Here is a 13,460-nt window from a genome sequence, read left to right as displayed (position 1 = left end):
TTTTCTTATACGATAATGATAATCATTATCACTTAACAAGTCAATACTTTATTCGTTGAAGTTTTGTATACTTAAGCCATGACTACTTTAACGAACGATCAAATCAGACAATTAAATATGTATAGCACGTATATCACAGCTCCATTACATCCGCTATTTACACTGAAACAATTACAAGAAGTTGACTTCTTATCAATTGTACAAGCAATTACAGGCATCGATAACAGAACAGTTGCTGCCTCCTACTTAATGCGTCGCTACGGCATGTTTGCCTCGACACAATTTGTCATGCTAGCCACATACGATGAAGTTTGGTTGGGTGAACTTGATGACTTACAATTTGCTGCAAATGTGGAATATGGAAATAAAGGCATTAGCATGTATATTGATAAAATTCACTACGTCGATATTGAAAAACAGCCTCGCCAATTAATCATACAGAAAATTTTAAAGGATCAAATCCATTCTTTACTTGTAGAAATCCGTAAGCACTCTTCTGTCTCCCCTTTAACATTATGGGAAAATGTATTTGGTTTTCTGTTGTGGCATTACGCAGTTATGCTCTCTCAACCCACTACTTCAAAGCAAGCCAGAATAGATCTGGAAATCTTAAAATCAGATGAAGTTTGGGTAGGAATAGCTCCAAAATCTCTCTTTTCCACATATTTACAAGGTTTAGAACCTGCACAACTATTGAATACTACGGTTCGTACGACCTGTTGTTTTTCAAAAGATGTGCCTGGTTTACTAAAGTGTGGATTTTGTCCACTCGAATAGTATAAAATACCCATTTTACACATCCATAGGTTTTAGCTGTGAGTAATTAGGATAAACCTAATCTAAGAAGATGAAAAGGAGCGTGTCTATGACATGGAAAACATTCAAGGTAAAGTTCAAGAAGAATTAAACAACGTTAGTCCTGAAAAGAAAGATGAAATTTTAGCGAATTTTTCAACCTTTAAATCTTATTTGGGCGATAAAGTTGCAATTGGTGAAAAATTAGGACTTGGTGAAGAGCAATTAGCGAAAACAGCTGAAATGGTTGCTGGTTATTTAGCTAAAAATGAAGAACCAAAAAACAGTGAAGAAAACTTGTTACAAGAATTATGGAAGTCTGGCGACAAAGATCAACAACATGCTCTATCTCACATGTTAGTTAATATGGTGAGAAAATAAGTATGTGAAAGGACGGATTGACATGACGAACAAACCTTTTGACGAAAAAGAACGTGAGAATCAAAAAGGGCGTAAATTAGACAATCCCGATTTAGTTAAAACTGAAGAAGAAAGTCTTTTCGATATGCATGAAGATATGCAAACGGTTGATGCTATTCCTATCGAGGAATTAAATCAAAAAGTTAAAGACGAAAAAGATAAACGTCATACTAAAGATACATCAGCAAGTGAAGACAGATATCCTGAATAAAATAAACCCCGGTCGCTCAATTTTGAGTACCGGGGTTTATTTATATGAATTTTTAAAAACGAATTATTCTTCTTCTACCGTTGATGTTGCCGCTTCTTTAATTTCGGTGCGTCTCGCATAAGCATTTTTCAATATCGTTTTAATAACTGCATACGTAGGAATGGCTAAAATGACTCCCCATAATCCAGCAATATTTCCAGCAGCTAAAATAATCGTAATGACAGTTAATGGATGGATATGGAGCGCTCTTCCCATTACGTTAGGCGAGATTAAATTACTTTCAATTTGTTGAGCAACGAGCATGATAATTGCTACATAAATGGCCATTTGTGGCTCTTGAATAAAACCAATAATGAGCGCGGGAACAACTGCAATAAACGGACCTAAAAATGGTATTACATTTGTTAGCAATCCAAAAAACGCTAAAAGGATTGCGTAATCTAAACCAATAATTAAATAGCCTATGAGTAACATAATCCCAACTGCTACACTGACAACTAGCTGACCTTGAATGTACGCCTTCAATGTTCCATCGATGTCTACTAGCGTTTTACGAATCCACGTTTTGCGTTCCCCACTAAAGAAATTAGCAATAAACGGGGCAAATTTTTCATGATCTTTCAAGATATAAAAAAGGAAAAATGGTACTAAAACTAATGCAAATAACCCTTGTGCTAAACTTTGAACGAAGACAATTACCCAGTTGCTAAATCCTCTAGCTATGTCTGCCACTTTACTAGATTGATCATTTATTGATTGTTCTATCGCATCAGGAAGCCTGTTCTTTTGATCGAGAGCTACCGCAATCATTTCCTCAACGTCTTTAGTAATAGCAGGTGCTTCATCTACCAAATCGTTTACTTGTTTCGTTATGGCAGGACCTATTAAGGCCGAGAAAATCCAGAACACAAGACCCATTGCTACAAAGATAGCTAATAAACTTGTCCATCTTTTCCAGCCTCTTGAATCTAAATAGTTAAGAATTGGTCTAGATAAGTAAAATAATACGCCCCCCAGTAATAGAGGCAAAAAGATGGTTTGACCGATAATAACGAGAGGAGAAAAAATCCCTTTTACTTCTATAAACATCCGAATTATTAATAATCCGAGTAGTATTCCGACTCCTACTTGAAACCAAAGCTTTTTCGTCAATAAATTCACTTCCTTGAATGTGTTAGTACCTCTTATTATAAGTTATTTTTGGCAATAACGGGTATACATAGTTTAAATGATTAAGGGAGGACGTAATTATGGAATATTATCAAGAAATCCGTCAATATGTTGGTCACCGTCCCCTTATCTTACCGGGAGCAGTAGTCATCATTCAAAATGAGTTTAATGAAATATTATTGCAAGAACGTAAACCAGGATTATTCGGTTTACCCGGTGGATTAATGGACTTAGGTGAAAGTTTGGAAGAAACCGCCAGTCGAGAAGTTTTAGAAGAAACTGGATTAAGCGTTTCAGACTTAGAATTATGTAAGGTGTTTTCTGGTCCTGACTATTATTTTAAGATTGATAATGGGGATGAATTTTATTCAGTGACGGTGGTTTATCAAACGAAGACCTTTACAGGTACACTTCAAGCAAACGCAGAAGAGACTCTGAGTTTAAATTTCTTTCCAATTGACAACCTGCCACATCAACTATTAGCTTCAAATAAAAACTTTTTAAGAAAATGTTTAGATATCTAACTAAGTGGGTAAATATAATATCGAGGATTTTTTCTCGCCTACTTTTTTCCTCTTACATTATTACACAAACAAAAACTCCGGGTAAAATAAATTTTTAAGGAGACTGTTTAAATGAATTGGTACGAAAAACTCAATCAATATTTCCCCATCGAAGAAATGAAGTCAAAAGAACATATGGAAACGTTACTTGCTGAAAAAGGTAATGTTTATATAAAAGATGAGGGACCAAAACACGTGCTAATGTACGTTGAGTTTGAAAACTTTGTCTTTGTCGATTACTTATTTGTTTCTAAAGACGCACGCGGAGAAGGTTTAGGTCGCAAACTCTTAAATCAATTAAAAGAAAAAAACAAACCTATCTTGCTCGAAGTTGAACCAGTTAATTATGAAGATACTGATACTGAAAAACGCCTTAAATTCTATGCTCGTGAAGATTTCAAACATGCATCTCGCATAGGTTATATCCGTCGTTCTCTTGCGACAGGTGAGAATACGGTATTAGAAATTTTATATTGGTCTCCAGTTAATCAAGATGAACTAGACATTTATAAAGCTATGAAATGGACGTATGAAAACATTCATACTTTTAAAGACGAACATTTCTATGGCGAATCTTATGACCCGTCAAATGAAGTTCTTGAGTACAACACTGAGAAAAAACGCAATATGTTAAAAGAATATTAATCAAAGCCATGCGAAAACATCTTCTTTCCTGATGCTTTCGCATTTTTTTATGGAAATTGAGTAAACTTTATCGACTAGTTACTTTCATCTGTCATAAAAATTTTTAAATCGACCGATCCTTCTCCAACTAGATTCGCTAATTTATCAATCTTCTTTTGATAGAAAACGCGATCTAATGTTTGGAAATCACTATTCTCCATCCCCTCAAGAACATATAGTTGAATAAGCCAAATGTCTTTTTTGCTCTCTAGTGGTGAAAGATCAGCCGCCATTGTTAATGAGTCTGTAATCGCACCCAATACAGAAATATCACTTTTCCCGTAATGTCTTAACTGGTGAAAAGTGTGATACAGCACTTCTTCAAATGTATGTATGCTCATTTTTACTCTTAATTGTTTATCTTCATCCATAAAGATAAAATCTCTCCTTGGAAGTCGGCTATACGAACCTAGTAATCTGCCTAATTGATGTATGTTATGTATAGCCGTGTTCGGATCATTTATTCCTGGTGAGATAGCGCGAAGAGACACTTCAACCATTTTTTGAATGGCGAAAACTGGATCTTGCCGTGTATCTCGCTCACCACCCACAACAAAAAGGTTGCCAACTATTTCTTGAAGAGTGAGTTGTTCCTTTGTATAAAGCGTAAAAACCTGGGTTTTTTCTTGAACAAAATCTCCAATATAGCAATTCATTTCGATTTTACCCTTATGTTTTTGCGCTAATGCAATAAGTTGTTCAATATCAACCAATTGTAAATAGCCATCACGTCGAGCAGTTATTGGATAAGCTGTCCCTCTTATTGTCCAATTATCATTTGTTTGGGTTGTCATATCTTCCCGTTTCAAAAATGCCTCATAACATCCAACTGCGTCAATTCCTTCGATTGTTAGCTTTTCAATTAATGTATTCACTTGGATATTCCGAGCAATATGATGTATAAAAACAGCAAAGAAAATCAAGCAAATCATGGCATACAACACACCAATTAATGACGAGATAACAGACTCACCTGCAATCGATTCTTGCATAAATAGCAACGATAATGTGGTGTAAATAAAGCCTCCCATGAAGACACCTAACACTCTCCAAACCATTGGGTCACGCACAAAATTTTTCAATGTCCGTGGTGAGAATTGCGAAGAGTAAGTGGTTAATACCACCATTATTGTGGAGAATGTAAAAGTCGTCATCGTCAGTAAAGCTGCTGATAATCCCCCTAAGATTGTTTGCGCTAGATCAACGGTCGTCAGTAACACATGGGGTACATACAATAATAGCGTTTGATCAAATAAATGATCAATAGTCGAAAAAATGATCGCCAATACTACTGAAAATAAACTATACAACGTCGGTATAAACCAAATGCTTTCTTTTATTTTCAACCAATATCGATCCATAAAATCCTCTCCTTCGTCCTTGTAAACTAACTTTATCATAGCATTTTAAATGAAAATAGATGACATGCAAAACCGACTCACTTGGAGTCGGTTTTAATTTGATATACATAGTAATCTTGTGCATGTATTGCTTTAAATCCAACAGATTCGTATAACTTTAACGCATGTTCATTTTTTGTTTCCACTTCTAAATGAACAGAGTGCCCTAACGAACTTTGGTCTTTGACAACTTTTCTCAACACTTTACTCCCTATTCCCTTCCCCTGGTAGTCGGGAAGAATACAAAAACCATAAATCCAAGCCTCGCCATCTTCTCTTTTCACTCGAATTTTCCCAATCGTTTTGTCATCCATTGTAATCATGAACATATCGGTATCTTCATCACTTTCAATTCGACTTTCCATTACTTTAGCATCCTCTTCTGACACTCCGAACGCTTCGATGTCTAGCCGAACTCTCATGTCGATATCGTTACTGGTTGCGTGTCTCAAAGTGAAACCTTCAGAAGCTTCGAGCAATTGTGGTTGCCAATACATTTGATGCTCAGTGAATTTATAAATGGCTCCTTCAGCATTTAGAAATGCTTTTGCAGCCTCAGAACTTGCTGGAGCATTAAGTAAAATATTTTTAAATCCGTGGAGTTTCAAATCCACTTTCGCTTTACTAAACAATTCATAAAAATGACCTTGTCGTCGTTCACTTGGCTTCACCATTCCGCACACTTCTGCAGTTGAACCAAATGCATACACACCCAAGAATGCGATCAATTCTTCATTGTCATACGTTAAAAAATCCAATTGATCAGTCTCTCGGTTACGCAACATTTCCCAGTTTAATTTCAGCTGTAAGTTATCATGTCTTTCACATTCTTTTTGCAGTGTCTCAATATCCTGTAATTGTTTTGTTGTTAACATTTGAGTCTCCTTGTATTCATATTGTTACTACCTAAAAATAGCTTCCCACATTTTAATATGGGAAGCTAGTCGTTATTTTTATTTTGTATAGTTGGCTATAGCCGTGGCAATTTGATCTTCAATTGGAGTAACAGCTGCTAAATCATTGTTAATAATCACTGAGAATACAAGCAACTCACCGTCTTTCGTGGTGGCATAGCCCGCTAAAGCAGAAACTGCTGTTAACGTTCCCGTTTTAGCTTTGACATTGCCAACAGTTGCACCAGTTTTCATACGATTGCGCAAAGTACCTCCAACAAAACGTTCACCCACACCTGCTATAGGGAGTGAGGCTAAAAATGTCTGGTACCATGGTTCTTTTTGGACAGAAACGAGAAGATTTGTTACTTCATTTGAGGGAATCAAATTGATATGAGACATACCTGAAGCATCTCGAATCAAAATCGTCTCCATATTCAAACCTAGTTTTGCAGAATTTTCTTCAATTACTTGAAGTCCTTTTTCCCAGCTACCTTCACCATATATCACTTTACCCATTTCTTTTGCCAATACCTCAGCATGAGAATTATTACTAAGTTTCATAAATGGGATAGTTAATTCTTTAAGGGTCATAGAATTTTTTGATGTAATCAATTCCGCTTGCTTCGGCGTTTTACCAAGAGTGACTTGTGATTGTCCTCCAAACGTTATCCCTTTTTCCATTAGAGATTTTTTGAAAAGATCAAGTGCATAATACGAAGGCTCCCATACGGCAATCCATTCACGTGTGACAGTTCCACCTACTGGAACCGTTCCTTCAATAACGATGTTATTTGTACCATGTTCACGCTCTATTGTAATGGTTTTTGTTCCACCTGATGCGACTGTTTTAGATCGATTAACGATATTCACTACATCAGTTTCTGGTAACACTTTAATGGTAGCTGATTCTCCGATGCTTCCATTAGCATGTGCTTCAACAATAACTGAACCCGCATCATAGTCTGCATTTGGAGATGCGGTAAGTGCAGAAACTTGTGCTGCATAGTAGTAAGATTCGTCCGTCCAGTTAATATCTGACGATAAACGAATATTGTCGTACCATGTGTCGTCTCCAATTAACTTGCCATTAATTTTCTTAATGCCTTTAGAAGCAAGATTTTCTGCAAAAACATCAAAATCTTGTTTCAACAGTGTTGGATCTCCCTTACCTTTCAAGTAAACGTTTCCTTGCAACACGCCACCTTTTACTTGACCATCAGTTAACACTTCCGTTGAAAAACGGTAATCTTCACCGAGTGTTTCTAGAGCAGCAGCTGCTGTCAGGAGTTTCATGTTGGATGCTGGGTGTAATCTAGTTTCACCAAAATGATCATAGACGATTTCACCAGTTGTGGCCTTTCGAATACTGACTGCGGTTGTTGCACCATCCAGACGTTCATCTTGAAGGATTTTATTGATACTGTTTCCTAGCTGAGCATAATCGTCCGTGGCTATTACTTTTTGCTGATTGCCATCCAAGAGAAACGGCAAAAACGCGAGAACGGCAATTAACATGACAACTATATATTTTTTAATTCTCAATATGTTTTCCCTCCTAAAAGATAGTATGGAAATGAGCATATCATAATATAATTTGAATATTATGTATTTTGTGGAAACTTTTTAAAATCCGTTCTTTTCTCATAGATGTCATGATGATTGTCTATTTCTATATATGTGCGTTGCGATGCAAACATGCTGTAATTAACAGAACTTCCACATCTTTCGTCCCATTATGCTCGTTTCTCCCAAGTCTATTCAGAATAAAATGACAACCAGATAAAACACTACTGTTTTCCAGAGACATAGAAAAAACCACAACCGTATTTGTTGTGGCATCGTATGGTGTTTTCTTATCTTTTAGTCTCTGTGGCGCAGGATGTGGCGTTTTAACCTCGTTCATTTACATGCTAAGTGCAAATTTACTCTTTCGTTCGTTCTTCCAGATCAGCATTCTTTAACGTAGCTTTTCTAAAAAAACGAAAGGTGAGTTTTGGACGAGTTGTTAAATACACGCCACATAAAATGACCAGTAAGCCCATAATCATATGAAGTGAAATTGGCTCTTTTAGCAAAAAATAGCCCCAGAAAATCGCCGAAATTGGAATCAAATAAGTCACGGATGTCGCGAATTCCGGACTTCTTTCTCTCATTAAGTAGAAAAACAATAAATGGGCAATTCCTGAACCAAAGAAACCAAGTCCAACAATAGCAAAAATGATTTCTCCATTCACACTTTGTGTAAGCGTTTGTAATTGATTGGGATTTGTAAGAAGCATCATTACCCCACCTACAACTGCTCCAACGATTAACGTACTCGTTGTGACAAATATGATACCCGCATTTCTTAAATGTTTGCGTACATAATGTGAAGAGAAACCATAAAACATCGTCGCTAAGACCATCGTTCCAATCCCCACAAAACTTTCACCAAATAGTAAAGAAATATCAAAGTCCATGATAATCAAAATGCCAATAAAACCAGTCGCTATTCCGATCCATTGTTGTTTCAGTAATACGGAGCCAAAAAATAGCAACCCCATTAACCCGGTAAATATCGGTGTAAAGGCATTGAGGACGGCTGCTAAACTACTGTCAATTTGAGTTTGGCTAAGAGCAATTAATCCCCATGGCAAACCTGCATTTATCACACCAACTATTAATAACGGTTTCCAAGGAATCGGTTTTATGATGTCTTTCCTTTTATACCATAGCAATGGTATCAATAATAATGCCCCTGCTAAACAGCGAATAAAAACCGTTCCCCAAACACCTGCTGGTTCGCTAAGAATCGAAATGAATACAAAAGATAATCCCCAAATGAGACTAAGAGAAATAAGTGCTACATAGACCCGCATAATTAGTACTTCCTTTACTGAACCTTCGTTCGCTAATAGTTTTCTAATCTTTCTCGCTATTAACTAATACTATCATATTCTATTTCTACTAAAGAATTATTGGATAAACATAGTCTAAAAAGCCCTTCATATAAATAAAGTGCTCTTGCGGTTACTCGTCGCAGGCGGGCTAGTCTAAGAAAGCCACACCGAGTGGTAACACCATTGTGTGCAACATCCTGTTGGCCTCAGGAGGCTAGGTCATACCCGCGGAAAGCGTCCACCTGTTTCATCTCTACGCTTACTTCGAAACATGGTAGTGCGCTGCAACGGAATCTAATGCACAAAATATAAAAAGGGAACTACCCTTAGTCATATTAATGACTTTAAGGACAGCTCCTCGTTTTTCATTTCCCTTTATGTCCAAAGTTCATATGTTGGTAACGACCTCGAATGATTTGATAAATTCCGTATAAAATTAGTCCAACGGCAACCATTGCAAGTATGAACTGACCAAATGGTTGACTTGCCAATTCGTCTAAAGCCCCTCCGAGACCTTTTGAATGATTTGCGTCATGGGTATAAGCTGTTTTAATAAAAAAGAATCCAACCATACATAGGACGACGCCACGTGCAATTAGTCCCACTTTTCCTGAAATTAGTGCCACTTTACGTTCCTTAGCATTCATTTCATTTGTCTTGAATTTCTCCATAAACTTCTCTTTCACTCCACTAAACAGTTCATACAAACCATAACCGATAATGATTGCTCCAATTAATCCAATAAGCCACTCGCCAAAAGGTTGTTCCATCAAGTTTACTGACATCGTTTTCTCTGAGTCTCCACTACCAGCATTTCCAGTGTGGCTTGCCAGTTTAATGGCACCAAACGCCAAATTCGCATAGATGATTCCGCTAATAAAATAACCTGTACGTTTTATGAGACCTTTTGCATCCGTACCTTCGTTTTCAGGATCTTTAATAGCCTTAATGAAATCCCATACAATGTAACCTATTAGACCAATTCCGATGATCCACAATGCTACTTCTCCAAATGGCATTTCTGCAATAGATTGCAATGCACCGGAAGTTCCTGTCGTTTCACCACCTGGTCCAAAAGCTGCAAGAGCTGCCAGCACCCCAATCATTCCATAAACTACGCCTTTTGCCATATACCCGAAACGCCCGAATCGACGTACCCACGGTTTTGCTTCCTTCATTTTATCTTTAGCTTGTGCTTTTGTTGGCGTGTTCAAATTAGGACACTTCCTCTACTAGTAATCTTACAACTATATTTCCCGTTCTAATAAAAGTAGAAACCTATTTTGATTGGGAGTTGTCTAAAAATAGAAATTTATTTTCTGGTGCGCAATGAAAGATATACCAATTCATCAGTTAATCGATTATAATTTTCTCGAATCAATTTAAAGGAGACTGCCCAATGAATAAAATACTTATGGTATTCCTTTTTGCTTTACTTGCTGGTTGTTCTGACGTAGCCAGTTCGGAAGAAAGCATAACTCCAATTAGCGAATTAGATCAAACCATTAGTAACTCCATCATGGAAAACTTCGGATACCGTCATGAAATTGAAGATGACGCTGTGAACCTTATTGAATTTGACGAAGAAAATGGGAACATGAAAATCATCGTATCAACCTATGCTTTTGAAGATGAAACGTATGAAGATTTTAAAGCAGATACACTCGAAAGTTGTGCAAATGTCCTACAAGATGTAAAGCGACAATTAGAAGTACAAGAAGTGGATTTAGCCATTGAAACACCGATTGAGAATTTAGAAGGTAATCCTGACTATAACGGGACCATATTTAAGATGGTGTTTGAACGAAGAAATTTAAACAACACTGATTTTCATAAGCTTGATCCTCTAGAGCTATCCAATAAAGCTAACTTTTATTTTCAAGCACCCGTGACAGAATAAAAGACAGGGCCAATGCCTTGTCTTTTTATTTGTCAGAATGTGCTATCCACCCTCCAAACAGTGTGGTAGAAAAGAATTGTGTAACTCTTTCAAAACCGGCTTGTTCTAAAAGTTCCTCTATTTGAGTGGAAGAAATAAAAGACAATTCTCGAACTGATTCTTCCATCCCGTTCACATCTTCTTGTGTTAAGTCCGTTAAATCTAGCCAAATGGACTTCCATAAATTCATGCGTTCATCAAATTCTGGTTTGGATTGATTGCCATACATTGTCACGAGAACAAAAGGTGATCCTGGTTGCAGCAATTCCTTTACTGTTTTTAATAAACTCAGTTTTTCTTCTATGGTTTCAACAAAATGAAGAACAAGTAAGCATGTGGCTGCATCGAATGTTTCTTTAAAGTCAATTTGTTCAACAGTCCCCGTGTATATAGATACTCTCTCTTCAATGCCTTCATTTTTTGCTTTTTGTAAAGCTACTTCTAGCATCGCTTCCGACGGATCAACACCAGCAAACGTCCATGTAGGATTGGCTTTGCCAAATGTAACGATTTCATTTCCTCCACCTGCACCAATCACAAGGACGTTAGCTTCGTCTTCTACATGAGCTCGCAAAAAAGACTGAACCATGCGGAACATCGCATCGTATGTAGGTAATGCTCTTCGAATCCCTTTATCATATTCTCTTGCCATTTCCATATCAAATTCTAAATCGTCTTTCACTGTTCTTCCCCCTTTGTATGTAAACATGCTAGTTTTATTATGTGATAGTTTAATGAAACTTTCAAACCGCTAGAGATTCGCTAACTTCTGAGAATAAGTGTTACACTTACCCCAAATACCGCTCTTTTGGAGGCTGAAGTCTATGAAAAACAATATAATGAAACGACCTTTAGGTCAAACAGATTTACTCTTGTCCCCCCTCGGACTCGGAACTTGGCAGTTTAGCAAAGGGACTGGCGTCGTTGGTAAGTTTTGGGGTTCTTTAGATGATCAATTGACCGAAGATATCATAAAAACTTCTTTAGATGGCGGAATCAATTGGTTCGATACAGCAGAGGTGTACGGTGGTGGAGAATCTGAAAAGATATTAGCCAAAGCCCTTACTAATATTGGGGCATCAGCACAAGATGCTAAAATCGCAACCAAATGGTGGCCTATGTTTCGAACGGCTGCCTCTATTACAAAAACAATTGATATCAGAAAAGAAGCATTGGATAATCGTCCGATTGATTTGTATCAAATCCACCAACCATACTCCCTTTCTTCTGTTGATAAACAAATAAAAGCGATGATTGAACTTGTGAAAAACGGTCATATCAAACATGTGGGTGTTAGTAATTTCAGTGCTGCTGCCATGGTCAATTCACATCGGATATTGACTGAAAACGGACTCACTCTTGCCTCGAATCAAGTGAAATATAGCCTACTTGACCGTCGCATTGAAGAGAACGGCACACTTGACCGTGCAAAGGATCTTGGGATTTCTATTATTGCCTATTCACCTCTTGAACAAGGATTGTTAACAGGTAAATTCCATGATAATCCTGCGTTAATCCGAGATGCAAAAGGTCCTCGAAAACTTCAACGTAAGTTTAAAGAAGCTGGTTTAGCAGAATCTAAACCACTCATTTCTTTACTGGATGCCATTGGCGAAAAGTACAATGTCAGTGCGAGTCAAGTTGCGTTAAACTGGACTATTCAATATCATGGAGAGACCGTTTTTGCAATTCCTGGTGCCACAAAAGTTCATCATGCCCAAGACAATGTGGGTGCTTTGACATTCAAACTTGATGCTTCAGAACTCGAAGAAATTTCTCGTACTTCATGGAAAGTGATTGGCAAGAAATACTAGTGAAAACACTCCAATTGGACATTAATTCGGATAGATTTATAACTAAACTTGATGCCTTAATATGGCGTATCAGACAAACTTGATTTGGAATGTATAAAAAACCAGCAGAGACTGCTACTAATACTTTACCAGAAGTTTGAAAAAGTGCTAACGGTCCTTATGCTTAATCGTCAAACACCGGCAGACAACTTCACAAAGATTGAGTGATCTGATTATAAAAATAATTTTGTCAACGACCTAAGACGCCTTAATATGGCGTCTTTTTAATGTGTATTAAAATTATCCTTTAACTAAGGATCTAGGATAATGCCATTGTGCGATAAACGAAAGTGAAGTGACATCAAAACCTTCATTGCAAAACATCATTACTAAAGACCAGATTACTGCTTTTGGCTGCCACCAAAAGCCTTTTCTGTTAGTGACACCTTCGTTTATTATTCCATAATTTTACTATTACAACTAAACCCGTGATTTTTACAACTAAATCGTTCAAAATTACAACTAAGTGCTCCTTTTTTACAACTAAACACTCAAATTTTACAACTAAATGCAAAACAAGGGAGATACCCTCTATATTGAAGGGCTTTTTGGGTCACTTCACATCAAAAATCACTGCTACATTCTCTAAATCATGAAAAAAGGAGCTAAGTGACGTAATCACTTAGCTCCTTTTTAATTCGCAAATACAA

The 13,460-nt window shown here is 37.0% G+C and carries 14 protein-coding genes; 7 read left to right on the top strand and 7 right to left on the bottom strand.

Annotation, left to right across the window (positions count from 1 at the left end; translation table 11 throughout):
• Positions 1–78 precede the first annotated feature (78 nt).
• From ACFPYN_RS16375 to ACFPYN_RS16365, 3 genes are all read left to right on the top strand, one after another.
• Complete coding sequence (locus ACFPYN_RS16375) at positions 79–777, top strand: hypothetical protein (RefSeq protein WP_377735641.1); 699 nt, start codon at positions 79–81, stop codon at positions 775–777.
• Between the two features lie 93 nt (positions 778–870).
• The gene (locus tag ACFPYN_RS16370; protein WP_377735639.1) at positions 871–1,176 is read left to right on the top strand and encodes a DUF3243 domain-containing protein; all 306 of its coding nucleotides are present in this window, start codon (positions 871–873) and stop codon (positions 1,174–1,176) included.
• A 22-nt stretch (positions 1,177–1,198) separates the two neighbouring features.
• Entirely contained in the window at positions 1,199–1,426 is a 228-nt protein-coding gene (locus ACFPYN_RS16365) for a hypothetical protein (RefSeq protein WP_377735637.1), read from the top strand.
• 63 nt (positions 1,427–1,489) lie between these two features.
• On the opposite strand, the gene ACFPYN_RS16360 is transcribed toward ACFPYN_RS16365, so the two are convergent.
• Positions 1,490–2,578: an AI-2E family transporter gene (locus ACFPYN_RS16360; RefSeq protein ID WP_377735635.1), complete on the bottom strand. Its 1,089-nt coding sequence runs from the start codon at positions 2,576–2,578 to the stop codon at positions 1,490–1,492.
• A 98-nt stretch (positions 2,579–2,676) separates the two neighbouring features.
• Here ACFPYN_RS16360 and ACFPYN_RS16355 point away from each other — a divergent pair, with 98 nt between their 5' ends.
• Complete coding sequence (locus ACFPYN_RS16355; RefSeq protein WP_377735634.1) at positions 2,677–3,120, top strand: NUDIX hydrolase; 444 nt, start codon at positions 2,677–2,679, stop codon at positions 3,118–3,120.
• 111 nt (positions 3,121–3,231) lie between these two features.
• On the top strand, positions 3,232–3,804 hold the full coding sequence (locus tag ACFPYN_RS16350) for a GNAT family N-acetyltransferase (RefSeq protein WP_377735632.1): 573 nt from the start codon (positions 3,232–3,234) through the stop codon (positions 3,802–3,804).
• Positions 3,805–3,878: 74 nt separating this feature from the next.
• On the opposite strand, the gene ACFPYN_RS16345 is transcribed toward ACFPYN_RS16350, so the two are convergent.
• The 5 genes from ACFPYN_RS16345 to ACFPYN_RS16325 form a co-directional block, all read right to left on the bottom strand.
• Positions 3,879–5,204 carry a DUF2254 domain-containing protein gene (locus ACFPYN_RS16345; protein ID WP_377735631.1) on the bottom strand — a complete coding sequence of 442 codons (1,326 nt, stop codon included), beginning with the start codon at positions 5,202–5,204 and terminating at the stop codon, positions 3,879–3,881.
• Positions 5,205–5,281: 77 nt separating this feature from the next.
• Positions 5,282–6,118, bottom strand: coding sequence for a GNAT family N-acetyltransferase (locus tag ACFPYN_RS16340; RefSeq protein ID WP_377735630.1), 837 nt, complete (start codon positions 6,116–6,118; stop codon positions 5,282–5,284).
• Between the two features lie 78 nt (positions 6,119–6,196).
• A complete protein-coding gene (dacB, locus tag ACFPYN_RS16335; protein WP_377735877.1) occupies positions 6,197–7,654 on the bottom strand; it encodes a D-alanyl-D-alanine carboxypeptidase/D-alanyl-D-alanine endopeptidase in 1,458 nt (485 codons plus the stop codon).
• 407 nt (positions 7,655–8,061) lie between these two features.
• Positions 8,062–8,997: a DMT family transporter gene (locus ACFPYN_RS16330; protein WP_377735629.1), complete on the bottom strand. Its 936-nt coding sequence runs from the start codon at positions 8,995–8,997 to the stop codon at positions 8,062–8,064.
• 386 nt (positions 8,998–9,383) lie between these two features.
• On the bottom strand, positions 9,384–10,232 hold the full coding sequence (locus tag ACFPYN_RS16325) for a DUF1206 domain-containing protein (RefSeq protein WP_377735628.1): 849 nt from the start codon (positions 10,230–10,232) through the stop codon (positions 9,384–9,386).
• Between the two features lie 185 nt (positions 10,233–10,417).
• Between ACFPYN_RS16325 and ACFPYN_RS16320 the strand changes: the two genes are divergently transcribed.
• Positions 10,418–10,918, top strand: coding sequence for a hypothetical protein (locus ACFPYN_RS16320; RefSeq protein ID WP_377735626.1), 501 nt, complete (start codon positions 10,418–10,420; stop codon positions 10,916–10,918).
• Between the two features lie 25 nt (positions 10,919–10,943).
• Here ACFPYN_RS16320 and ACFPYN_RS16315 read toward each other — a convergent pair whose 3' ends face one another.
• Positions 10,944–11,639 (bottom strand): class I SAM-dependent methyltransferase, encoded by a 696-nt coding sequence (locus ACFPYN_RS16315; RefSeq protein WP_377735625.1) that lies wholly within the window; start codon positions 11,637–11,639, stop codon positions 10,944–10,946.
• A gap of 142 nt (positions 11,640–11,781) precedes the next feature.
• On the opposite strand from ACFPYN_RS16315, the gene ACFPYN_RS16310 reads away from it, so the two are divergent.
• Positions 11,782–12,771 carry an aldo/keto reductase gene (locus ACFPYN_RS16310; RefSeq protein ID WP_377735624.1) on the top strand — a complete coding sequence of 330 codons (990 nt, stop codon included), beginning with the start codon at positions 11,782–11,784 and terminating at the stop codon, positions 12,769–12,771.
• The last annotated feature ends 689 nt before the right edge of the window (positions 12,772–13,460 follow it).

Origin of the sequence: Paenisporosarcina macmurdoensis (genome assembly GCF_042658845.1) — a bacterium.
GTDB lineage: Bacteria > Bacillota > Bacilli > Bacillales_A > Planococcaceae > Paenisporosarcina > Paenisporosarcina macmurdoensis.
The sequence above is the reverse complement of the archived record's forward strand: the minus strand, read 5'-3'. Positions and strand labels throughout refer to the sequence as shown.

Excerpts from the sequence above, each read along its gene's own strand:
- ACFPYN_RS16365 (WP_377735637.1), top strand. The coding sequence starts at position 1,199 with ATGACGAACAAACCTTTTGACGAAAAAGAACGTGAGAATCAAAAAGGG.
- ACFPYN_RS16370 (WP_377735639.1), top strand. The coding sequence starts at position 871 with ATGGAAAACATTCAAGGTAAAGTTCAAGAAGAATTAAACAACGTTAGT.
- ACFPYN_RS16340 (WP_377735630.1), bottom strand. The coding sequence starts at position 6,118 with ATGTTAACAACAAAACAATTACAGGATATTGAGACACTGCAAAAAGAA.
- dacB (WP_377735877.1), bottom strand. The coding sequence starts at position 7,654 with ATGTTAATTGCCGTTCTCGCGTTTTTGCCGTTTCTCTTGGATGGCAAT.
- ACFPYN_RS16345 (WP_377735631.1), bottom strand. The coding sequence starts at position 5,204 with ATGGATCGATATTGGTTGAAAATAAAAGAAAGCATTTGGTTTATACCG.
- ACFPYN_RS16310 (WP_377735624.1), top strand. The coding sequence starts at position 11,782 with ATGAAAAACAATATAATGAAACGACCTTTAGGTCAAACAGATTTACTC.
- ACFPYN_RS16320 (WP_377735626.1), top strand. The coding sequence starts at position 10,418 with ATGAATAAAATACTTATGGTATTCCTTTTTGCTTTACTTGCTGGTTGT.
- ACFPYN_RS16350 (WP_377735632.1), top strand. The coding sequence starts at position 3,232 with ATGAATTGGTACGAAAAACTCAATCAATATTTCCCCATCGAAGAAATG.
- ACFPYN_RS16330 (WP_377735629.1), bottom strand. The coding sequence starts at position 8,997 with ATGCGGGTCTATGTAGCACTTATTTCTCTTAGTCTCATTTGGGGATTA.
- ACFPYN_RS16355 (WP_377735634.1), top strand. The coding sequence starts at position 2,677 with ATGGAATATTATCAAGAAATCCGTCAATATGTTGGTCACCGTCCCCTT.
- ACFPYN_RS16375 (WP_377735641.1), top strand. The coding sequence starts at position 79 with ATGACTACTTTAACGAACGATCAAATCAGACAATTAAATATGTATAGC.